At 52.5% G+C, this 22,381-nt stretch carries 18 protein-coding genes; 4 read left to right on the top strand and 14 right to left on the bottom strand.

What is annotated here, in order from left to right; translation table 11 throughout:
- Nucleotides 1–109: 109 nt before the first annotated feature.
- Nucleotides 110–886: an envelope biogenesis factor ElyC gene (gene elyC / locus NA197_RS17655; protein ID WP_000899557.1), complete on the top strand. Its 777-nt coding sequence runs from the start codon at nt 110–112 to the stop codon at nt 884–886.
- Here the strand turns inward: elyC and NA197_RS17650 are convergent.
- From NA197_RS17650 to NA197_RS17585, 14 genes are all read right to left on the bottom strand, one after another.
- Complete coding sequence (locus NA197_RS17650; protein ID WP_000436889.1) at nt 866–1,759, bottom strand: YcbJ family phosphotransferase; 894 nt, start codon at nt 1,757–1,759, stop codon at nt 866–868. The two genes, elyC and NA197_RS17650, sit on opposite strands and share 21 nt — an antisense overlap.
- A gap of 210 nt (nt 1,760–1,969) precedes the next feature.
- Nucleotides 1,970–2,716 carry a 3-deoxy-manno-octulosonate cytidylyltransferase gene (kdsB, locus tag NA197_RS17645; protein WP_000011576.1) on the bottom strand — a complete coding sequence of 249 codons (747 nt, stop codon included), beginning with the start codon at nt 2,714–2,716 and terminating at the stop codon, nt 1,970–1,972.
- Nucleotides 2,713–2,895 (bottom strand): protein YcaR, encoded by a 183-nt coding sequence (ycaR, locus tag NA197_RS17640; protein ID WP_000350061.1) that lies wholly within the window; start codon nt 2,893–2,895, stop codon nt 2,713–2,715. The genes kdsB and ycaR overlap by 4 nt, the downstream gene beginning before the upstream one ends.
- 51 nt (nt 2,896–2,946) lie before the next feature.
- Nucleotides 2,947–4,179 carry a winged helix-turn-helix domain-containing protein gene (locus NA197_RS17635; protein ID WP_064043565.1) on the bottom strand — a complete coding sequence of 411 codons (1,233 nt, stop codon included), beginning with the start codon at nt 4,177–4,179 and terminating at the stop codon, nt 2,947–2,949.
- A gap of 43 nt (nt 4,180–4,222) precedes the next feature.
- Nucleotides 4,223–5,200, bottom strand: coding sequence for a tetraacyldisaccharide 4'-kinase (gene lpxK, locus NA197_RS17630; RefSeq protein WP_000561681.1), 978 nt, complete (start codon nt 5,198–5,200; stop codon nt 4,223–4,225).
- Nucleotides 5,197–6,945, bottom strand: a complete 1,749-nt coding sequence (gene msbA, locus NA197_RS17625) for a lipid A ABC transporter ATP-binding protein/permease MsbA (protein ID WP_000551246.1) — start codon at nt 6,943–6,945, stop codon at nt 5,197–5,199. The genes lpxK and msbA overlap by 4 nt, the downstream gene beginning before the upstream one ends.
- A gap of 36 nt (nt 6,946–6,981) precedes the next feature.
- A complete protein-coding gene (locus tag NA197_RS17620) occupies nt 6,982–9,246 on the bottom strand; it encodes a ComEC family protein (protein WP_064043569.1) in 2,265 nt (754 codons plus the stop codon).
- Nucleotides 9,247–9,503: 257 nt separating this feature from the next.
- A complete protein-coding gene (gene ihfB, locus NA197_RS17615; protein WP_000167332.1) occupies nt 9,504–9,788 on the bottom strand; it encodes an integration host factor subunit beta in 285 nt (94 codons plus the stop codon).
- 155 nt (nt 9,789–9,943) lie between these two features.
- Entirely contained in the window at nt 9,944–11,617 is a 1,674-nt protein-coding gene (gene rpsA, locus NA197_RS17610) for a 30S ribosomal protein S1 (protein ID WP_000140324.1), read from the bottom strand.
- 113 nt (nt 11,618–11,730) lie between these two features.
- Complete coding sequence (cmk, locus tag NA197_RS17605; RefSeq protein WP_000125007.1) at nt 11,731–12,414, bottom strand: (d)CMP kinase; 684 nt, start codon at nt 12,412–12,414, stop codon at nt 11,731–11,733.
- A gap of 172 nt (nt 12,415–12,586) precedes the next feature.
- Nucleotides 12,587–13,348, bottom strand: a complete 762-nt coding sequence (locus NA197_RS17600) for a M48 family metallopeptidase (RefSeq protein ID WP_000792301.1) — start codon at nt 13,346–13,348, stop codon at nt 12,587–12,589.
- Between the two features lie 142 nt (nt 13,349–13,490).
- Nucleotides 13,491–14,774 carry a 3-phosphoshikimate 1-carboxyvinyltransferase gene (gene aroA / locus NA197_RS17595; RefSeq protein ID WP_023234490.1) on the bottom strand — a complete coding sequence of 428 codons (1,284 nt, stop codon included), beginning with the start codon at nt 14,772–14,774 and terminating at the stop codon, nt 13,491–13,493.
- A 70-nt stretch (nt 14,775–14,844) separates the two neighbouring features.
- Complete coding sequence (gene serC / locus NA197_RS17590) at nt 14,845–15,933, bottom strand: 3-phosphoserine/phosphohydroxythreonine transaminase (protein WP_058116413.1); 1,089 nt, start codon at nt 15,931–15,933, stop codon at nt 14,845–14,847.
- Between the two features lie 185 nt (nt 15,934–16,118).
- Nucleotides 16,119–16,811, bottom strand: coding sequence for a DUF421 domain-containing protein (locus NA197_RS17585; protein ID WP_000642868.1), 693 nt, complete (start codon nt 16,809–16,811; stop codon nt 16,119–16,121).
- 136 nt (nt 16,812–16,947) lie between these two features.
- On the opposite strand from NA197_RS17585, the gene ycaO reads away from it, so the two are divergent.
- The 3 genes from ycaO (at nt 16,948) to pflB (ending at nt 22,312) form a co-directional block, all read left to right on the top strand.
- Nucleotides 16,948–18,708, top strand: coding sequence for a 30S ribosomal protein S12 methylthiotransferase accessory factor YcaO (gene ycaO, locus NA197_RS17580; protein ID WP_058116505.1), 1,761 nt, complete (start codon nt 16,948–16,950; stop codon nt 18,706–18,708).
- Nucleotides 18,709–19,112: 404 nt separating this feature from the next.
- Complete coding sequence (focA, locus tag NA197_RS17575; RefSeq protein WP_064043287.1) at nt 19,113–19,970, top strand: formate transporter FocA; 858 nt, start codon at nt 19,113–19,115, stop codon at nt 19,968–19,970.
- Between the two features lie 59 nt (nt 19,971–20,029).
- Nucleotides 20,030–22,312: a formate C-acetyltransferase gene (pflB, locus tag NA197_RS17570; RefSeq protein WP_001292799.1), complete on the top strand. Its 2,283-nt coding sequence runs from the start codon at nt 20,030–20,032 to the stop codon at nt 22,310–22,312.
- Nucleotides 22,313–22,381: the final 69 nt, after the last annotated feature.

Here is a 22,381-nt window from a genome sequence, read left to right as displayed (position 1 = left end):
GTTATCTGATAAAACCGCTATTTTGTCACAGCCGCGGCGAGAATGAACCTGTCTGGTGTAATATCACCGTTAATCCTCCGCTATATGGTTAAAAAAGGAACCAAAAAGGATGCTTTTTACACTAAAGAAAGTGATTGGCGGTATGTTATTGCCGCTTCCGCTGATGTTGCTGATCATTGGCGTCGGCCTGGCGCTGGTCTGGTTTAGCCGCTTTCAGAAAACCGGAAAAGTATTTATCAGCGTAGGTTGGCTGGCGCTATTGCTATTAAGCCTGCAACCCGTCTCTGACCATCTGCTGCGTCCAATAGAAAACCGCTATCCTACCTGGCAGGGTCCGCAACAGGTGGAATATATTGTGGTTCTCGGCGGCGGCTATACCTGGAACCCGCAGTGGGCGCCGAGCTCTAATTTAATTAACAACAGCTTGCCGCGGCTGGCGGAAGGCATCCGGCTGTGGCGCGCGAATCCGGGAGCAAAGCTGATTTTTACCGGCGGCGTAGCAAAAACCAATACGGTAAGCACGGCGGAAGTCAGTGCGCGGGTGGCGCAGTCGCTGGGCGTACCGCGTAGCGATATTATTACGCTGGATAAACCAAAAGATACGGAAGAAGAAGCCGCCGCCGTTAAGCAGGCCATCGGCGACGCGCCTTTCCTGCTGGTAACCTCCGCCTCGCATTTGCCGCGCGCGATGATTTTCTTTCAGCATGCCGGGCTGAATCCGCTTCCCGCGCCGGCGAATCAGTTGGCGATCGATTCGCCGCTCAATCCCTGGGAGCGGGCAATTCCGTCCCCGGTCTGGCTGATGCACAGCGATCGCGCTGGGTATGAAACATTAGGGCGACTTTGGCAATGGCTGAAAGGCATATCAGGCAAGCCAGGGGAGTAATGATTTCGCCGCCAGATCAAAATTGGTACGGTTAAAACGTCCGGTATTGACCAATTGCGCAACCTCGTCCCACAGCACATAGAGCCAACGCCGCCAGATGAAGGACTCCGCCACTGGCGCGCGTTGCAGATAATGCCAAAGCAATCCCTCCGCCAATGGATTATCCATCAGGCGAAACAGTTCGAACTCTCTCGGCGCCCACAGCATCAGCCCGGGGCCGACCATCGCCAGAAGCTGATCGCTACGGGCGTCTTTAAGCATACTGCGCAGGCAGAAGTTGCCATGCACCAGTACGCAGTTGTCGTTAAACCCTTCAAATAACGAAGGAAGACATTCTCTGGTACGAAACAGAATGCGTCTGTCCTGCATCGTCAGACCGGTATTGCTGAACTGATTTAGCGTCGTCCACAGCACCTCCACCCGCTGACGATACCAGGAAGGCCAGATATTCTCCTGAGTATGGTCTACGGCGCCCACGCAACCGCGGCTATCCTGCCGATGCCAGGCTAACAGCCCTTCGACAATCTGATCTTTTAGCTGTTCCCAGCGTTCCGGAGTGCGCGCCGGCGCCTCGACCGGCACACCGCGCAGTCGTTCCAGTAGCAGCACATCCGGACCAGGATGCTCTTCATGCGTCAATACGCCATAGATTACCGGCATCCTCACCGTACCGCTACGCGCCAGCATTGAGGTTTTCCATGCCAGTTGCTGCGCAACGCCGGGAGTGGTAAAGCTTCGCGCCATCAGCGGCATCGGAATTCCCTGGCTGTCATATAATGACCACAATGCGGAATCCGCTTTCTCATTCACGCACTCTATACGGCTAAGTTTTTCACCCAACAAATGACTGAGTTCGGCCCGCAACTGTTCCATTCCAGATTACCCCCATTAGTGCTACTGCTTTAATAATGAGCGTCGTATGGACAGATGTCACCCGTATCAGATCAAGGGAAGAAAAGAAAAATGAGGAAAATCGTAACGGTACGAGAAAGCTGCCACTAGTGAGCAGACGTGAGTATTCATCTTTGCGCTACCATACCGCGCTGTTCATGACCGTCTAAGACGATCATGAACAGGATCATGTTAACGCATTTCAGCGCGCACGCGCTCCAGGTCGTCGGCGGTGTCTACGCCCGTACCGGGCACCGCTTTGGCGACGGCGACATGAATTTTTTCGCCGTACCACAGCACACGGAGTTGCTCCAGCATTTCAATATGTTCCAGCGGGCTGGGTTGCCAGCTCACGTAACGGCGGATAAACCCCGCGCGATAGCCATAAATGCCCAGGTGACGAAGGCAAGTATCCCCTACCGTTTCCAGACTTTTTGCAAAGCGGTCGCGATCCCAGGGAATCGTCGCCCGGGAAAAGTAGAGCGCATAGCCTTCGGCATCCAGCACGACTTTTACCGCATTCGGGTTAAACGCTTCTTCGGCGCTGTGAATCGGCACCGCCAGCGTCGCCATGCCAACCTGGCGCTGCGCCAGATTTTCCGCGACCTGGCGAATAATAACCGCCGGGATCATCGGCTCATCGCCCTGAACGTTCACAATAACGGTATCGTCGCTGAATCCGCACTTCTCTACCACTTCAGCCAACCGTTCGGTACCGGACTGGTGATCGGCGCGCGTCATGCACACTTCGCCGCCAGCCGCTTCTACCGCACGAGCCACGTCTTCATGATCGGTCGCGACAATAATGCGTTCCGCGCCAGATTCGCGCGCCCGCTCCAGGACATGAACAATCATGGGTTTACCATTAATATCCACTAATGGTTTGCCTGGCAGTCGGGTAGATGAAAAACGGGCCGGAATGATGACGACGAAACTCATGATTTACTCTCATCAGATGTCAGGGCGCGAGCTTCATTTTCCAGCAATACAGGAATGCCGTCGCGTAACGGGAAAGCGAGATTATCCAGTTTGCAAATTAATTCTTGCTGTTCCTGGTTATACCAGAGTTTGCCGTTACATACCGGGCAGGCGATGATTTCAAGCAGACGATGATCCATAGTTCCTCCAGATGGACCGGATTGTGAATCCTTCAATATTAACATAATCGGTTATGGTGCAGGGTCTATTTCCCAGCCATGACGCATGGCGCTAAACAGGCCTGGCGGACATTGTCCCAGCGTCACGCGCGATGCTCGTTGCCAGGCAGCAAACGCGCTAATGGCCTGCCAGATTCCTTTTTGCAGACTAACGCCAGGGCGAATATCGTCCTCCAGATACAGCGAGATAACCTCAAGCACCCCCGTTTTACGGTGCATTTTGGCGTCCATTCGCCCGACTAAACGGCCCTGGTATAATAGCGGCAGCACAAAATAACCGTACTGGCGCTTCGCCGCGGGCGTATAACATTCCAGCCGGTAGTCGAATGCGAAGAGCTGCGCTGCCCGCTTACGATCCCATACCACAGGATCGAAAGGCGACAGCACTGCGCTATGGGTCGCCTTTAAGGCGTTATTTAGCGCCGGTTCAAGCTGCGAAAGAAGATCGGCATGAAGCCACATCCGCCCCAACGTTTCCACCTCGACCGGAATAATCTGCTGCTGTTCCGCCCGGCTCTCCCGCCATCCCTTCAGGTCAGGACGTTTCAGGCGGTAGTAATCCGCCAGCCACTGTTCACGGAAAATCCCCAGACTGCGCGCGCTATTATCCAGCATCAGGTTTTCCGCCTGCGACTGTGACAGTCCATCGCGTTCATCATCCCAGTGCGGCATCACACGGGGCGTTAAATCATATACACGTTGAAAATTACGCCGCTCAACAACCATGACTTTTCCGGCGGTAAATAAACCCTCAAGGTGGCGTTTATGTGGTTTCCATTCCCACCAGCCGCTGACGCCTTTCCGCGCATGTTCAAAATCGGCAGAACGCACCGGACCGTGCTCCTGAATATGCCGCACTAGCTGTTCTATTTCTTCCGCGTGCTCATGCATCCATGCCGCGCGATATTTCCAGCCCATCTTTTCCGGCGACAGCATACGATGGCGGATAAGTTTAAAGTCGCGGCGTGGTAAGAAACAGGCCTCATGCGCCCAGTATTCCATTAACTCGCCGCGTCGCAGCGCCTCATCCAGCCAGGCCTGCGGGTACGAACCGAGACGGCTAAACAGCACCAGATAGGGGCTACGTGCGACAACATTGATGGTATCAATTTGCAGCAACGCCATGCGTGAGATGGCGGCAAGAACATCGCCAGGCAGCGCGTTACGGCGCGGCTTTTTCAATAGCCCCTGCGCAGCAAGGTGAAGACAACGGGCCTGGGAAAGAGAAAGGTACGGCAATGACATTCATGACTCCATAAATTCATCACTGCCGCTGCATTGGGGGACGCTAGCGAACCAGCGAGGTGATATGTTGAAGCAACTTATCAGGCTGCTCACCGGACAAACGCGCATCAACCGGTAAGAACCACCAGTTATCTTCGGCAAAAGCACGGCATTTCACCGCGTCTTTTTCCGTCATTACCAGGGTCTGCCCTTCACCGACCAACGCCTGAACGTCAGCAGGGGCGAGCGTTTGATGATCGGCCAGCGGGACGCACTTTTGCGGATGCGCGCCACAGGCTTCCAGCGTGGCGAAAAAGCGCGGCGGATGACCGATGCCCGCCATCGCCACAATATTGCTCAGTTGCGCCACATCGCAACGCGCTCCCGTACGTAAGTTCACCGCCAGTCCAGGCGCTAGCTGCATGGGGATTTCGCCCGCCCGGGCGACGCCGCCATTGACGATAGCGGCGTCTACGGTTTTCAGGCGACTGGCGCGTTCGCGCATAGGACCGGCAGGAAGCCACCAGCCGTTGCCAAAACGGCGCACGCCGTCAATCACCACAATTTCAATATCTCGCGCGAGCCGGTAATGCTGCAACCCATCGTCGGTGATAATAATCTGCACATTATGCGCCGCCAGAATCGCTTTCACCGCCGCGGCGCGTTCAGGCGCCACCGCGACAGGCGCGCCGGTCCGTTGATAAATCAATACCGGTTCATCTCCCGCTTCTGCGGTTGTCGTCTCCGGCGTCAGAAGTAGCGGATAAGCGGCAGCTTTCCCGCCGTAGCCGCGGGAAACGACCCCCACGCGCACGCCACGCTGTTGCAGCTTTTCCACCAGCCAAATGACTACGGGGGTTTTACCGTTACCGCCAGCCGTAAGATTCCCTACCACAACCACCGGTACCGGCGCTCGCCAGGCGCGTTTAAAACCAAGCTTATAGCTCAGACGAATCGCCCCGCTCACCAGGCCATACAGCCAGGAGAGCGGCAGCAGTAACCGCCATAGCGGGGATTCACCCGACCAGATACGCGCAATCATTGGCCAAATTGCATCTTATGTAGCTGGGCGTAAACGCCGTGTTGCGCCAGCAGCTCGCTATGAGTGCCGCGCTCAACGATAATACCGTCTTCGACTACAACGATCTCATCCGCCTGTTCGATGGTGGAGAGACGGTGCGCAATCACCAGAGAGGTACGGTTTTTTTGCAGCTCATCCAACGCTGCCTGAATCGCACGTTCGGACTCGGTATCCAGCGCGGACGTAGCTTCATCAAGGATCAGAATCGGGCTGTCGCGCAGTAAGGCGCGGGCGATCGCGATACGCTGGCGTTGACCGCCGGAAAGCAGTACGCCGTTTTCGCCGATAATGGTATCCAGGCCATTATCCATCTTGTTGATAAAGTCCATGGCATAGGCCATGCGCGCCGCCTCTTCAATCTGCTCGCGGCTATATTCTTCCGTCCGGGCATAAGCAATGTTATTGGCGACCGTGTCGTTAAACAGATGCACGTTTTGCGAAACGAGCGCCACCTGATTACGTAGAGAGGCCAGAGTGTATTCGCGTAGATCGTGACCATCCATCAGGATGTGTCCTTCATCAATATCGTAGAAACGGGTGATCAGACTGGCGATAGTTGATTTACCCGATCCGGAACGCCCCACCAGCGCCACGGTTTTCCCGGCAGGAATTTTCAAATTGATGTTACGCAATGCCGGCACTTCACGGCCCGGGTAAGTAAACGTCACATTGCGGAATTCGAGATCGCCGGTCGCGCGGTCAATGACACGTTTACCTTCATCTTTCTCCTGTTCGCTGTCCAGAATCGCAAACAACGTCTGACAAGCCGCCATCCCACGCTGGAACTGCGCGTTAACGTTTGTCAGCGATTTTAATGGACGCATCAGCGCGATCATGGAGGAGAACACCACGGTGATGGTCCCTGCCGTCAGGCTATCCATTACGCTTGGGAAGCTCGCAGCATAGAGAACAAACGCCAGCGCCAACGAGGCAATGAGCTGAATGATAGGATCGGAAATTGACGAGGCAGAGACCATTTTCATGCCTTGCAGTCGCATCTTATTGCTGACTTTATCAAAGCGTTTAGTTTCGACTTCCTGACCGCCAAAAATCAGTACCTCTTTGTGTCCTTTCAGCATTTGTTCAGCGCTGGTAGTCACTTGTCCCATCGTGTTCTGCATATTTTTACTGATGCTGCGGAACCGCTTTGAGACAACGCGAATCGCAATCGACACAATCGGCGCTAAAACAACCAGGATGATCGACAACTGCCAGCTGTAATAGAACATCATGATAAACAATCCGATGATCGATGCCCCTTCACGCACCACGGTAATCAGCGCGCCAGATGAAGAAGAGGCAACCTGTTCTGAATCGTATGTAATACGCGACAGCAGCGTACCGGTAGACTGTTTATCAAAGAAGGCGACGGGCATTCCCATCATATGGCCAAACAGGCGACGGCGCATGGTCATTACCACCTTGCCTGACACCCATGAAATACAGTAGCTGGAGATATAGCTAGTGATGCCTCGTAATATCATCAGCCCAATAACCACCAGCGGCATCCACAGCAACACTGAGCGATCCGTTTTACCGAAACCATCATCCAGTAATGGCTTGAGGAGCGATAGCATGAAGGTATCGCTGGCTGCGTTGAGAATTAACGCTATGCCCGCCACGATCAGACCTGCTTTAAAAGGCGCTATGGTTGGCCACAGTCGGCGGAAGGTCTGCCACGTAGAGAGATCTTTATCGTTATGCATTCAAAAAACCAGCATTTGTTGAAATAGCCGCATATTCTACCCGTTATCCTCGGACACGCCAAACCACTGATGATACCAGCGAGGTAAAATTTGATCCCGTAAGCCTTGTATGCGCCAGCCCTGCGGAGAAAACCGCAGCGAAATTTGCCCCTGGTGGGGTGTATCAAACCACTGATACGCCTGTTGCTGGTAGCGCTGTTTTACCTTGCGGGACGGCAGCCGCCATGCGTTATAGCGCGATGCGGACGCCAGCGCCGCTTCACCATGTACGCGCTGAATAAATGGTAGCGACGACGACGTATTACTACCATGATGCGGCACCTGGATAAACGTCGCCGCAAGATGTCGCCAGTAACGACTTAGCATTTTTTGTTCAGCGCCCGCTTCGATATCGCCCGTGAGCAGGATGCTATGTACGCCGTCATCCACTTTGACCACACAGGAGCGGTTATTTCCTCGATCGGCACTTTCGCGTAACGGCCAGTGCGCCTGAAACGTTAGCCCCTGCCATTGCCACTGCTCACCGCGAAAACAGGGCAAATGTCCCTGCCAGCCTAACGGGCTGCGAATCCACATTGACGGCCAGACCTGCTGTAGCGAACGCAGCCCGCCCCGATGATCCAGATGCTCATGACTCAAAATAACGCCCTCCGGCGTCAGATTATGCCAGCGCAACCAGGGAATAATAACCTGTTGCCCGCTGTCGCCCTCCGGCCATGCCCGACCGGTATCGTAGAGTATTACTTTATCGCCCCTGACGATCGCTATCGCCAGCCCCTGACCAACATCCAGCATATGCACCTGCCATCCACTGGCGTTTATCGGCCGCCAGAGTGGCCAGCTCATCAACAATAACCCGCATAAACAGACCACCGGCCAGGTACGCCAGACGTTTAATCGCCACGCGATAAGCATTAGCCAGGGCAAAAACGTCAGCCACTGCCAACGGTTATCAATATTCACCCAGCCCTGCGGTAAAGCATTCAACAGGTAAAATAGCGCGGCTAACGCGCGATCGGTCAGGTACCATACCCACTCTTCAAGAAAAAACGGCCCGGTTAAATGCAGAATCATTCCCGCCAGGATGAGTGGAACCGTCACAAATGTGACCCAGGGTACGGCAAAAAGATTCGCCAGCATTGCGGTAACGCTTATGCCATGAAAAAGCGCCACCTGGAGAGGCAAAAGCAGAAGTGTAATGCCTGCCTGTAGGTGAAGCAGGTTAAGCAACCAGCGTAAGCCCCGTGGAAAATTTCCGTTTGGCGCAGGAAACCACTGATACCAGAATAACAGGCCGGCAACCGCAAATGCTGACAACCAAAGACTTTGTGATATAACCGCCACAGGATCGGCGAAAATAATCGCGGCCAGACAGCAGCACCAGACTTGCCAGCCGCTCCACTGTCGTCCGCTTAATTTTAATCCTCCCCAGACGCTCAGTGCCGCCACCGTGCGCAGCGCAGGCGGTTGTAAGCCGGTAAGCCAGGCATAACATATCGCGCAAAGAATGCCGCCCAGCAATGGCGTCTGCCAACGAATCCATCTGACCGGCAAAAAGAATTGTCCGCCACGGATTAATCCGGCAGCCAATAACGCGGCAAAAGCGATATGCAGGCCGGAAATCGCCATCAAATGGGCAGTCCCCGTATCGCGCATAACGGCCTTCACCTCCTGCGACACCGCTCCCCGCTCCCCCATTCCCAACGCCAGAATAACCTGCTGCCACGGATAAGGCGCAAGCGTAGCGCGAAGCGAAGCAAGATAGCGCCCACGCAAGCTACACTCAGGGTTAATCGCTTTAGCCTGTAGAAAACGCCCGGTCAACGGTTGGTGCTGCGCTAGCGCGTAACGCTGGCTATCAAAACCGCCTTCGTTAAGCTGCCCGTGTACCGCTCTGACCTTCAGCGTCATCGCCCACTGTTGCCCGGCACACACTTCCGTGGGTAAGTACTGGCCATGCAGGACAATCCCTACAGCAGGAAAGAGCGGCTTTCCGCGCAAATGGGTGATTCGCCCATAATGAGTGGTCATATGATCGGTGGCAGTAATGACGACTGTCGCCTCCTGCGTCGCGGCAGGCAGGACGTTTCCCGCCCAGATGGCCTGCCTGGCGGCAAATATCCCCCACATGAAAAAGAGCAAGGTTAATGCCGCGTAGCGCGCATAGTGATGGGGTATGAGGCAAAGCAAACATGCCAGACAAAACAGCACCGCGAGAATCCACGTGTCAGGTAATACTGGCAATATCATGAGCGGAAGTATGCCGCATACTACGCATACGCTGACCGTCGTTATCTTCATAGACACCTCCCTGTGCGGGAAAGTGTGCAGGTTCAGGACGCCATTGTCTGGAGGGGATTTTGTGCTATACGGCGCGGATTCCAGGTTTTTTACCTGATAAATGTAAGACGCAGCAAAAAATGCGAAACGTTTTCCAGTTTTCGGTCGAATAGCGTTTGCGCCTGACGGCGTATAAATGAAAAAAGCACCCTGACGGCGTATAAATGAAAAAAGCACCCTGACGGTGCTTTTTTCGGGTTCAAGTTTTGCGTTAAAACTTAACCGTAAATATTGGCGCGATCGCGCAGTTCTTTACCCGGTTTAAAGTGAGGAACGTATTTTCCTTCCAGTTCCACTTTATCGCCGGTCTTGGGGTTACGTCCGGTACGAGGCGCGCGGTAATGCAAAGAAAAACTGCCGAAACCGCGGATTTCAATACGCTCGCCCTGCGCAAGAGTCGAGGCCATATGCTCCAGCATCTCTTTTACCGCGTCTTCAACCGCCTTAGCGGGAATGTGAGATTGCTGGGTTGCAAGTCTTTCAATCAATTCTGACTTGGTCATGATTCCTCCGGTTCCTTAAAGGCAAATTGGCTGCAGCCGTGAGATTGATTAAGGGCGGCCGTAGCCGCCCTTAGTGCTTGATTACAGGCCGAAACCTGCAATCTGTCAAGTAATCTCGTTATACTTCGGACTAAAAGGCCCGAAGTTTCAGAGGATTACTCGCCTTTAGCTGCTTTGAATGCTTCAGCCATTGCGTTGTTAGAGAAGTTTGCATCTTCCTGTTTGTTAACAGTTGCGATGGCATCTTTCTCGTCAGCTTCGTCTTTCGCACGAACAGACAGGCTGATTGCGCGGTTTTTACGATCAACGCCGGTGAATTTAGCTTCAACGTCGTCGCCAACGCTCAGAACCAGAGTCGCATCTTCAACGCGGTCACGGGATGCTTCAGAAGCACGCAGGTAACCTTCAACGCCGTCAGCCAGTTCTACGGTTGCGCCTTTCGCGTCAACTGCAGTGACTTTACCGGTTACGATAGCGCCTTTCTTGTTCAGAGCAACCCAGTTGTTGAACGGATCTTCTGCGAGCTGTTTAACGCCCAGGGAGATACGTTCACGTTCTGCGTCAACCTGCAGAACAACTGCAGCGATTTCGTCGCCTTTTTTGTATTCACGAACTGCTTCTTCGCCTGCAACGTTCCAGGAGATGTCAGACAGGTGAACCAGGCCGTCGATGCCGCCGTCCAGGCCGATGAAGATACCGAAGTCAGTGATAGACTTGATTTTACCTTCAACGCGGTCGCCCTTGTTGTGGGTTTCTGCGAACTGCTGCCACGGGTTAGATTTGCACTGCTTCAACCCTAAGGAGATACGACGACGTTCTTCGTCGATATCCAGAACCATCACTTCCACTACGTCGCCAACGTTAACCACTTTGGACGGGTGGATGTTTTTGTTGGTCCAGTCCATTTCGGAAACGTGAACCAGGCCTTCAACGCCTTCTTCGATTTCAACGAAGCAGCCGTAGTCGGTCAGGTTGGTCACGCGACCGGTCAGTTTGGTACCTTCCGGATAACGTTTAGCGATAGCAACCCACGGATCTTCGCCCAGCTGTTTCAGGCCCAGGGATACACGGGTACGCTCGCGGTCGAATTTCAGCACTTTCACGTTGATTTCGTCGCCAACGTTCACGATTTCGCTCGGATGCTTAACGCGTTTCCAGGCCATATCAGTGATGTGCAGCAGGCCGTCAACGCCGCCCAGATCAACGAATGCACCGTAGTCAGTGAGGTTCTTAACGATACCTTTAACTTCCATGCCTTCCTGCAGGTTTTCCAGCAGCTGATCGCGTTCTGCGCTGTTTTCGGATTCGATAACGGCACGACGAGAAACCACAACGTTGTTACGTTTCTGGTCCAGCTTGATTACTTTGAATTCAAGCTCTTTGCCTTCCAGGTGCAGAGTGTCACGCACCGGACGAACGTCTACCAGAGAACCTGGCAGGAACGCGCGAATACCGTTCAGCTCAACAGTGAAGCCACCCTTAACTTTGCCGTTGATAACACCGGTAACAGTTTCAGCATCTTCGTAAGCTTTTTCCAGCGTGATCCATGCTTCGTGACGTTTAGCTTTCTCACGAGAGAGCAGAGTTTCACCGAAGCCGTCTTCTACTGCATCCAGAGCAACGTCAACTTCGTCACCAACCTGGATTTCCAGTTCGCCCTGGGCGTTTTTGAACTGCTCAGCCGGAATGGCAGACTCAGATTTCAGACCGGCGTCAACCAGTACTACGTCTTTGTCGATAGCAACAACAACACCACGAACGATGGAACCCGGGCGGGTTTCGATTTCTTTTAAGGATTCTTCAAAGAGTTGAGCAAAAGATTCAGTCATGTTTAATCTTCAGGTTTCATATTTAACGTCCACCTGGCTCCGTGCCGGATGGGGTTGTTTAACATACCCGCTGTCAATCCTTTGCAACGGGGGTACTACAAATTCGGTCGCATTTAAGCGAGAGCCAATTTTTGGCGCGCATATTGTAACGCTTTTTCAATCACTTGCTCAATGCTTAATCGGGTAGAATCCAAAACTAATGCATCAGCAGCAGGAACTAACGGCGCTACAGCGCGATTACGATCGCGATCGTCGCGTTCCTTGATCTCGGCCAAAAGGCGTTCAAAGTTAACACTAAAGCCATTCTCCTGCAACTGTAGCATACGTCGATGCGCACGTTCCTCCGAGGAGGCGTCAAGGAAAATTTTTACCGGCGCATCCGGGAAGACCACGGTCCCCATATCGCGTCCATCGGCGATTAAACCAGGCGCTTCGCGGAATGCGCGTTGGCGGCGAAGAAGCGCTTCACGCACGCGTGGGAATGCCGCCACCTGGGATGCCGCGTTCGCGACTTCCTGCGTACGGATTTCGCCGCTAACGTCCTCGCCTTCCAGGATAACTTCCAGGTTGCCGTCCGTTGAGACGAAACGCACGTCCAGATGGGACGCCAGCGGCACCAGCGCATCTTCAGAGGCGAGATCGACATGGTGATGCAATGCCGCCAGCGCCAGTACGCGGTATATCGCGCCGGAATCCAGCAGATGCCATTGCAATGCTTCCGCCATTGCTTTGCACAAGGTGCCTTTACCTGCACCGCTTGGGCCATCAATGGTTATTACCGGGGCAATTGCCGTCATCTTTATCTCCTTAAACAGGCGTACCGTTAACGTAAACGCCGCGCATTATACGCGCCAACGCTCGCGACCGTTAACGTTGCGTGCAAAAACCAGTTTTGTCTGTAATCAGATGCGGAATAATTGCGCAATTATAGCGGGCCGGCGAGAAACCAGCCCGAAAGATGACAATGATTTACTTTTTATCTTCGGCAATTCTGTCGCGCATATGCTGCGCGCGATCGGCTGAGGCCGGGTGGGAGTCCATCAATGATTTTGCATGACCTGCGTCCATTGTGGCGAATTTATCGAATGCCGTGACTAAGCCCTGGGTGTTAATCCCGCGTTTTTTCAGCAGATCGTAAGAGAAATCATCCGCATCCGACTCCTGACTGCGAGAAAACGCCGAATTGATGACGCCTTCCGCCAGATCGCCCAATTGAGACTGGGAAAGCTGCGCTGCGACGCCGCTGGTGGCGGAAATCGCATCGCGAGCCGCCAGCGTGGCATAGGCGGTCTGCATTGCCTTGCGGGAGTGCCCTAAAGAGACATGGCCCAATTCATGGCCCAGTACGCCTTCAATTTCATTATCGGTCATCAGATCCATCAGGCCGGAGTATACGCGAACGCAACCGTTCGCCATCGCCCATGCGTTGATATCGCTGGTCATATAGACTTTATAGCTAACCGGCGTACCGTCAATGTTGTTACCCAGCGCTTTGGCGATTTTGCTCAGACGTTTGGTGTATTTGCTTTTCGAACCTGCCAGTTGATTCTCGCTGTCCATTTGTTTACAGGCATTATTAGATAATGCCTTAACATCCGCATCGGACAGTGTGGCGGCTTTGTAGGCTGACATGCCGGAGCTGGCGATTAAATTGCCATTCACGCCATTTTTACATCCTGCCAGTAGCGTAGCGGAAATCGCCACCGCCAGTAATAATGATTTATTTTTCATACTAATCTTCCGTTGATAACTATTATAAAAAACACATAAATCAATGTGTTAAATCATCAACAAATTAGCATTAGTCATAATTGTAAAAATAGTGCGAATGCGGACTCGGCGCGCCAGCCCGTCGACTGGCGCAACAGAAAAATTAGGCAGGCGTGCTCATCCGCGCCAATTGTTCGAAATAATCAGGGAACGTTTTTGCAGTACATTTAGGGTCCAGGATCGTGACTGGCGTATCGGACAGTGCGACCAGTGAGAAGCACATCGCCATACGGTGGTCGTTGTACGTGCCAATATCCGCGTGATGGAGCTTCGCCGGCGGCGTGATACGAATATAGTCGTGCCCTTCTTCGACTTCAGCGCCCACTTTACGTAGCTCGGTCGCCATCGCGAACAGGCGATCGGTTTCTTTCACTCGCCAGTTATAAATGTTGCGCAACGTCGTGGTTCCTTTCGCAAACAGCGCCGTGGTGGCAATCGTCATCGCCGCATCCGGAATATGGTTCATATCCATATCTACGGCGTGCAATTCGCCGCGCGTGCAGGCAATAAAATCATCGCCCCAGGTAATGGTCGCGCCCATTTTCTCCAGCACATCGGCAAAACGAATATCGCCCTGCATACTTTTGCGGCCAATCCCGGTCACTTTTACCGTGCCGCCTTTTATCGCCCCGGCGGCGAGAAAATAGGACGCTGACGAGGCATCGCCCTCGACCAGATAGCGACCTGGAGAGTGATACTGTTGACCGCCCTTCACGACAAATTGTTGGTAGTGATGGTTCGCTATCTCCACGCCAAAGGTTTTCATTAAATTTAGCGTGATATCGATGTAAGGTTTTGATACCAGTTCGCCTTTAACGCGAATAATTGTGTCTTCAGGCGCCATCGGCGCCGTCATCAGCAGAGCGGTCAGGAACTGGCTGGAAACGCTACCATCAACCTCAATGTCGCCGCCGATAAAACCGCCGCGCAGACGCAGGGGCGGATAATTTTCCTGCTCCAGGTAATCAATATTCGCCCCGCCCTGACGCAGCGAATCGACCAGATGGCCTATCGGACGCTCTTTCATACGCGGTTCGCCGGTTAACACTATCTCATTTTGCCCCAGACATAGCGCTGCCGCTAACGGACGCATCGCGGTTCCGGCATTACCGAGAAACAGTTCCAGAGCGCCTGACGCGCGTAATGGGCCGCCATTACCCGTGATATCACAGCGGGTGCGATCGGCAGAAAGGGTGTAATTGATCCCCAACGCGCTCAGGGCATTGAGCATATGGCGGACGTCATCGCTATCCAGCAGATTCGTCAGAACGGTTTTACCACAAGCTAAAGCCGCCAGGAGCAAAGCACGGTTTGAAACACTTTTGGAGCCAGGTAAATTAATGGCGCCATCGACCCGCGCGATGGGTTGTAACGTCAGGGATTCCATGAAACTCAACTCTCAAAAAACAGAAATAAAACCCCCACAGACTGGCCGTGGGGATGAAAAAAGAAACGTATTAGCCGTGGCGGCGCTCAAAATCGATCATGAAATCGGTCAGCGCTTTCACCCCTTCAATCGGCATGGCGTTATAGATAGAGGCGCGCATACCGCCAACAACACGGTGCCCTTTTAAGGCGTGCAGACCGGCGGCGAAAGACTCTTCCAGAAAGACCTTGTCCAGCGCATTGTCCGCTAACTGGAACGGAACATTCATCCGCGAACGGTTGGCCTGTGCGACATCGTTACGGTAGAAATCGCTGTTATCAATCACACCGTACAGCAACTCCGCTTTTTGCTGATTGATTTTGTGCATCGCCGCCACGCCGCCCTGCGCTTTCAACCATTTGAACACCAGACCGGAAAGATACCAGGCGAAAGTCGGCGGCGTATTAAACATCGAGTCGTTATCATTCAGGACGGTGTAGTCGAGGATGGACGGGCAGCTCTCATGCGCCTTGCCTAACAGATCCTCCCGGACGATAACCAGCGTCAGTCCTGCCGGACCGATATTCTTCTGCGCGCCAGCATAAATTACGCCATAGCGAGAGACGTCCAGCGGCGCAGACAGGATGGTAGAAGAAAAATCCGCCGTGACGACCACTTCCGAGCCAAAATCCGGCGTTTCATCGATGGCGATGCCGTCAATGGTCTCATTCGGGCAATAGTGTAAATAAGCGGCGTTATCGGAAAGCTGCCACTCGCGCATCGGTTTTACGGCACGTTTGCCGTCAACGGTGATTTTGGCGTCGATAATCTGCGGCGCACAGTATTTTTTGGCTTCTTTGATGGCGCTCGCCGCCCAGTAACCGGCATCGACATAATCCGCCGTGGTTTTATCGCCCAGCAGATTGAGCGGCACGCCAGCAAACTGCCCGCGACCGCCGCCGTGACAAAATAAAACTTTATAGTTGGAGGGGATATTAAGGAGATCGCGAAAATCCTGCTCCGCCTCTTCAGCGACCTGGATAAACTCTTTGCCTCGATGGCTAATTTCCATTACCGACGTACCAAGACCGTGCCAGTCACGCAGTTCCTGTTGCGCCAGTTTAAGTACTTCCGCCGGTAGCATCGCCGGACCTGAACTAAAATTAAAGACCTGAGCCATTTCCCCTCACCACGCTGCATTGTTTCCTGCCTGACAGACATCAGGCAAACGTTATTCATGTGAATATCGGTTTTATCATTCAGTGACACGCGCCGCAATGGGTAAAACAATGCGAGGAGAAAATGCGGCATGCGTCACACAACAGAATCTTCCGGATTAACCGTATAAATCCGATATTTTCGCTGTTAAACAACGCGTTTAGCCCGGCTTGCCTTCGTCCATTCTGGATTTGCGCAGCGCGGACATAATTGCTTTTCCCCGACGTTCATGCGTATCACTTCACTGCAACGTACGCAGGCATAGTCGCCAGCCTCCGGCGCCACGATAAAGCGTGGCGTACAGTGCTCAGGAAGAATGCTTAACCCCGGCTTAACGTCTTTATTTTCAAAGAAATAGACGCTGATTTGTCCGTTTGTCTCCAGAATGGCCAGTCTGACCTGCCCCAGTTGCTCAACGCCATTCAAGCGAAGCTCCATAAAAAACTCAAACTCCGTCATGTTCGAGCGCTGCAGTTTTTCCCACGCCAGTTCGCCGTCTTCAACAATGACCACCGACTTGCCTTCCAGCAGATCTTCCAACTTTTCACTATGCGCCATCAGCCACATGACCAGGCGATAGAGCAGCGCCAGGGTGATGAATACCACCAGAACAGGGAGCATCGGAACGTCATCATAAAACGCGACGTCGCCTGCCGCCGACCCCAATGTCAAAATGATCAGCACTTCAAAAAGCGACATTTGCCGTACGCCGCGTCGTCCTGTCACCTTTAAGAAAAGAAACACCAGAACAAAGGTGTAAAAGCTACGCAGCGCCACTTCCCCCAAAAACGCTACCGGCACGTTATCCAGCGCCATTCGTTGCAAATCAAATGCTTTCATTTTTTATGCTCTTCCTGTGAATTCCAGTGTAAAAGCATAGCCAATACTTTTATTTCCGCCGATGTCCCGGCGAGATAGCGCCCGTCACATAAAACCCGTATCATTGCGCGCTTTCCGTACGACAAAAGTGATTTTCATGACGCAAACATTTATTCCCGGCAAAGACGCCGCGCTGGAAGATTCCATCGCCCGCTTCCAGCAAAAGTTACTCGACCTCGGCTTTCACATCGAAGAGGTCTCCTGGCTGAACCCGGTGCCAAACGTCTGGTCAGTGCATATTCGCGATAAAGAGTGCGCGTTATGCTTTACCAACGGAAAAGGCGCGACCAAAAAAGCGGCGCTGGCCTCGGCGCTGGGCGAATACTTCGAGCGTCTGTCAACCAACTACTTTTTTGCTGATTTCTGGCTTGGCGAAACGATCGCCAACAGCCCGTTCGTGCATTATCCGAATGAAAAGTGGTTCCCGCTGACTGAAAATGACGACGTACCGGAAGGCTTGCTTGATGCCCGTCTGCGCGCGTTTTACGATCCGGAAAATGAACTCACCGGAAGCCAGTTAATTGATCTTCAGTCCGGCAATGAAGAACGCGGCGTCTGCGGCCTGCCATTTACCCGTCAGTCCGATAACCAGACCGTGTATATTCCGATGAATATCATCGGCAACCTGTACGTCTCTAACGGAATGTCCGCCGGCAATACGCGTAATGAAGCCCGCGTTCAGGGACTGTCGGAAGTCTTCGAGCGTTATGTGAAAAATCGCATCATTGCGGAAAGTATCAGTCTGCCGGAGATTCCCGCAGAGGTGATGGCGCGTTATCCGGCGGTAATGGAGTCAATCGCCACGCTGGAAGCCGAGGGTTTCCCGATTTTCGCCTATGACGGCTCGCTGGGCGGTAAGTATCCGGTTATCTGCGTCGTGCTGTTCAACCCGGCTAACGGTACCTGCTTTGCTTCTTTTGGCGCCCATCCTGACTTTGGCGTTGCGCTGGAGCGTACAGTGACCGAGCTACTCCAGGGACGCGGTCTGAAAGATCTTGATGTCTTCACGCCACCAACGTTCGATGATGAAGAAGTCGCGGAGCACACTAATCTGGAGACCCACTTCATCGACTCCAGCGGCCTGATTTCCTGGGATCTGTTCAAACAGGACGCCGATTATCCGTTCACGGACTGGAGTTTTTCCGGCACTACCGAAGAAGAATTCGCCACGCTGATGGCCATCTTTGCTGCTGAAGATAAAGAAGTTTACATTGCCGATTACGAGCATCTCGGCGTATACGCCTGTCGTATTATCGTACCGGGAATGTCTGATATTTATCCTGCCGAAGATCTGTGGCTGGCCAACAACAATATGGGTAGCCATCTTCGTGAGACTCTGCTTTCGCTGCCCGGTAGCGCCTGGAATAAAGAAGATTATCTCAATCTGATTGAACAATTGGATGAAGAAGGTTTTGACGATTTCACCCGCGTGCGTGAACTGTTGGGTCTGGCGACCGGAGCGGACAATGGTTGGTATACACTGCGCGTCGGCGAATTAAAAGCAATGTTAGCGTTAGCGGGCGGCGATTTGGAGCAGGCGCTAATCTGGACAGAATGGACGATGGAGTTCAATTCGTCGGTCTTTAGTCCGGCACGCGCAAACTATTACCGTTGCCTGCAAACGCTGCTGCTCCTGTCGCAAGAAGATGCGCGTCAGCCGCTGCAATATCTCAATGCTTTTATAAAAATGTATGGCGCGGAGGCTGTAGAAGCCGCCAGCGCTGCGCTTAGTGGTGAAGCGGCTTTTTATGGACTACCGGCTGTCGACCACGATCTACAAGCGTTTCCGGCGCATCAGTCCTTGTTAAAAGCGTATGATAAATTACAGCGCGCGAAAGCGGCATACTGGTCAAAATAAGGCCATATGAGTGACTTAGGGTAGGTTTACCCTCTCGGCTGCGTTATATTACGGGGCGCCTTTGCGGCCCCGTTTTATTTATTTTCGCTAAACGGCGAAAAATGTAATAACAAGGTTAAATATTGGTTGTTGACATTAAATTAATTGACATAGTGATGTTACTTTATTTGTTGATTACTCCATATTAATTAACCGTGCAGCAGGAGGAGCCAGGAAAAAATTCAACTCTATTTATAATTTTTAAAATTTATTTTTATTAGGATAATCAAAAAGTTACACCGTAATTGCATAAAAGCCATGCGACTTACGGGCCTATAAGCCAGGCGAGATATGATCTATATCAAATTCTCATCTATAATGCTTTGTTAGTATCTCGTCGCCGACTTAATAAAGAGAGAGTTAGTGTGAAAGCTGACAACCCTTTTGACCTTTTACTCCCTGCAGCAATGGCCAAAGTGGCTGAAGAAGCAGGCGTCTATAAAGCAACGAAACATCCGCTTAAGACTTTCTATCTGGCGATTACCGCCGGCGTATTCATTTCAATTGCCTTTGTTTTTTATATTACTGCGACAACCGGTACTGGCGCGATGCCTTATGGCATGGCGAAACTTATCGGGGGTATCTGTTTCTCTTTGGGACTGATTCTCTGTGTTATTTGCGGCGCTGATCTCTTCACCTCTACTGTTCTGATCGTTGTAGCTAAAGCTAGCGGTCGCATCACCTGGGGGCAACTGGCTAAAAACTGGTTAAACGTCTATTTTGGTAACCTGATTGGCGCTCTGCTTTTCGTGTTACTGATGTGGCTTTCCGGCGAGTATATGACTGCCAACGGTCAATGGGGACTTAACGTCCTGCAAACCGCCGACCACAAAATGCACCACACTTTTATTGAAGCTGTCTGCCTCGGTATTCTGGCGAACCTGATGGTTTGTCTGGCCGTGTGGATGAGCTACTCAGGTCGTAGCCTGATGGACAAAGCGTTCATCATGGTACTGCCCGTCGCCATGTTTGTCGCCAGCGGTTTTGAGCACAGTATCGCAAACATGTTTATGATTCCTATGGGTATTGTAATACGCGATTTCGCTACACCGGAGTTTTGGACCGCGGTTGGTTCGTCTCCGGAAAGTTTTTCTCGCCTGACCGTGATGAGCTTCATCACTGATAACCTGATTCCGGTCACGATCGGTAATATTATCGGCGGCGGTTTGTTGGTCGGGTTGACATACTGGGTCATTTACCTGCGTGGTAACGAGCATCATTAATCTGTTGATGCCCATTACACGCAGTAAATAAAAAATCCACTTAAGAAGGTAGGTGTTACATGTCCGAGCTTAATGAAAAGTTAGCCACAGCCTGGGAAGGTTTTACCAAAGGTGACTGGCAGAATGAAGTAAACGTCCGTGACTTCATTCAGAAAAACTACACTCCGTATGAGGGTGACGAGTCCTTCCTGGCTGGCGCTACTGACGCGACCACCAAGCTGTGGGACAGCGTAATGGAAGGCGTTAAACAGGAAAACCGCACTCACGCGCCTGTTGACTTTGACACCTCCGTTGCTTCCACCATCACTTCTCACGACGCTGGCTACATCAACAAAGCGCTTGAGAAAATTGTTGGTCTGCAGACTGAAGCTCCGCTGAAGCGTGCGATTATCCCGTTCGGCGGCATCAAAATGGTTGAAGGTTCCTGCAAAGCGTACAATCGCGAGCTGGACCCAATGATCAAAAAAATCTTCACCGAATACCGTAAGACCCACAACCAGGGCGTGTTCGACGTTTATACTCCGGACATCCTGCGTTGCCGTAAATCCGGCGTTCTGACCGGTCTGCCGGATGCGTATGGCCGTGGCCGTATCATCGGTGACTACCGTCGCGTAGCGCTGTACGGTATCGACTACCTGATGAAAGACAAATTCGCACAGTTTACGTCTCTGCAATCCGATCTGGAAAACGGCGTAAATCTGGAAGCGACTATCCGTCTGCGTGAAGAAATCGCTGAACAGCACCGCGCTCTGGGTCAGATCAAAGAAATGGCAGCTAAATACGGCTGCGATATCTCTGGTCCGGCGACTAACGCTCAGGAAGCAATCCAGTGGACTTACTTCGGTTACCTGGCTGCGGTTAAATCTCAGAACGGCGCAGCAATGTCCTTCGGTCGTGTATCCACCTTCCTGGATGCGTACATCGAACGTGACCTGAAAGCAGGCAAAATCACCGAGCAAGACGCACAGGAAATGATTGACCACCTGGTCATGAAACTGCGTATGGTTCGCTTCCTGCGTACTCCTGAATATGATGAACTGTTCTCCGGCGACCCGATTTGGGCAACCGAATCTATCGGCGGTATGGGCGTTGATGGCCGTACTCTGGTCACCAAAAACAGCTTCCGTTTCCTGAACACCCTGTACACCATGGGGCCGTCTCCGGAGCCGAACATCACCGTTCTGTGGTCTGAAAAACTGCCGCTGAACTTCAAGAAATTCGCCGCTAAAGTCTCCATCGACACTTCTTCTCTGCAGTACGAGAACGATGACCTGATGCGTCCGGACTTCAACAACGATGACTACGCTATCGCATGCTGCGTAAGCCCGATGATCGTTGGTAAACAAATGCAGTTCTTCGGCGCGCGTGCAAACCTGGCGAAAACCATGCTGTACGCTATCAACGGCGGCGTTGATGAAAAACTGAAAATGCAGGTTGGTCCGAAATCCGAACCGATCAAAGGCGATGTTCTGAACTTCGACGAAGTGATGGACCGCATGGATCACTTCATGGACTGGCTGGCTAAACAGTATGTCACCGCGCTGAACGTTATCCACTACATGCACGACAAGTACAGCTACGAAGCCTCTCTGATGGCGCTGCACGACCGTGACGTTATCCGCACCATGGCGTGTGGTATCGCAGGTCTCTCCGTTGCGGCTGACTCCCTGTCTGCCATCAAATATGCGAAAGTTAAACCGATTCGTGACGAAGATGGTCTGGCTATCGACTTCGAAATCGAAGGCGAATACCCGCAGTTTGGTAACAACGACGCTCGTGTAGATGACATGGCGGTTGACCTGGTAGAACGTTTCATGAAGAAAATTCAGAAACTGACCACCTACCGTGGCGCTATCCCGACGCAGTCTGTTCTGACCATCACTTCTAACGTTGTGTATGGTAAGAAAACCGGTAACACCCCGGATGGTCGTCGCGCTGGCGCGCCGTTCGGACCAGGTGCTAACCCGATGCACGGTCGTGACCAGAAAGGCGCTGTCGCTTCTCTGACCTCCGTTGCTAAACTGCCGTTTGCTTACGCGAAAGATGGTATTTCTTATACCTTCTCTATCGTTCCGAACGCACTGGGTAAAGACGACGAAGTTCGTAAAACTAACCTGGCAGGTCTGATGGATGGTTACTTCCACCACGAAGCGTCCATCGAAGGCGGTCAGCACCTGAACGTCAACGTCATGAACCGTGAAATGCTGCTGGACGCGATGGAACATCCGGAAAAATATCCGCAGTTGACCATCCGTGTATCTGGTTACGCAGTACGTTTTAACTCCCTGACGAAAGAACAGCAGCAGGACGTTATTACTCGTACCTTCACGCAGACCATGTAATGGGTTTGACTGAAATTACGCCATAAAAAGCGTACAAAAAAGGCTCCATATCAGTGGGGCCTTTTTAAT

The sequence above is a fragment of the Salmonella sp. NW884 genome (assembly GCF_051700745.1).
GTDB lineage: Bacteria > Pseudomonadota > Gammaproteobacteria > Enterobacterales > Enterobacteriaceae > Salmonella > Salmonella enterica.
This window is presented reverse-complemented; position numbering and strand designations above follow the sequence as displayed.

Excerpts from the sequence above, each read along its gene's own strand:
- elyC (WP_000899557.1), top strand. The coding sequence starts at position 110 with ATGCTTTTTACACTAAAGAAAGTGATTGGCGGTATGTTATTGCCGCTT.
- NA197_RS17650 (WP_000436889.1), bottom strand. The coding sequence starts at position 1,759 with ATGGAACAGTTGCGGGCCGAACTCAGTCATTTGTTGGGTGAAAAACTT.
- kdsB (WP_000011576.1), bottom strand. The coding sequence starts at position 2,716 with ATGAGTTTCGTCGTCATCATTCCGGCCCGTTTTTCATCTACCCGACTG.
- ycaR (WP_000350061.1), bottom strand. The coding sequence starts at position 2,895 with ATGGATCATCGTCTGCTTGAAATCATCGCCTGCCCGGTATGTAACGGC.
- NA197_RS17635 (WP_064043565.1), bottom strand. The coding sequence starts at position 4,179 with ATGTCATTGCCGTACCTTTCTCTTTCCCAGGCCCGTTGTCTTCACCTT.
- lpxK (WP_000561681.1), bottom strand. The coding sequence starts at position 5,200 with ATGATTGCGCGTATCTGGTCGGGTGAATCCCCGCTATGGCGGTTACTG.
- msbA (WP_000551246.1), bottom strand. The coding sequence starts at position 6,945 with ATGCATAACGATAAAGATCTCTCTACGTGGCAGACCTTCCGCCGACTG.
- NA197_RS17620 (WP_064043569.1), bottom strand. The coding sequence starts at position 9,246 with ATGAAGATAACGACGGTCAGCGTATGCGTAGTATGCGGCATACTTCCG.
- ihfB (WP_000167332.1), bottom strand. The coding sequence starts at position 9,788 with ATGACCAAGTCAGAATTGATTGAAAGACTTGCAACCCAGCAATCTCAC.
- rpsA (WP_000140324.1), bottom strand. The coding sequence starts at position 11,617 with ATGACTGAATCTTTTGCTCAACTCTTTGAAGAATCCTTAAAAGAAATC.
- cmk (WP_000125007.1), bottom strand. The coding sequence starts at position 12,414 with ATGACGGCAATTGCCCCGGTAATAACCATTGATGGCCCAAGCGGTGCA.
- NA197_RS17600 (WP_000792301.1), bottom strand. The coding sequence starts at position 13,348 with ATGAAAAATAAATCATTATTACTGGCGGTGGCGATTTCCGCTACGCTA.
- aroA (WP_023234490.1), bottom strand. The coding sequence starts at position 14,774 with ATGGAATCCCTGACGTTACAACCCATCGCGCGGGTCGATGGCGCCATT.
- serC (WP_058116413.1), bottom strand. The coding sequence starts at position 15,933 with ATGGCTCAGGTCTTTAATTTTAGTTCAGGTCCGGCGATGCTACCGGCG.
- NA197_RS17585 (WP_000642868.1), bottom strand. The coding sequence starts at position 16,811 with ATGAAAGCATTTGATTTGCAACGAATGGCGCTGGATAACGTGCCGGTA.
- ycaO (WP_058116505.1), top strand. The coding sequence starts at position 16,948 with ATGACGCAAACATTTATTCCCGGCAAAGACGCCGCGCTGGAAGATTCC.
- pflB (WP_001292799.1), top strand. The coding sequence starts at position 20,030 with ATGTCCGAGCTTAATGAAAAGTTAGCCACAGCCTGGGAAGGTTTTACC.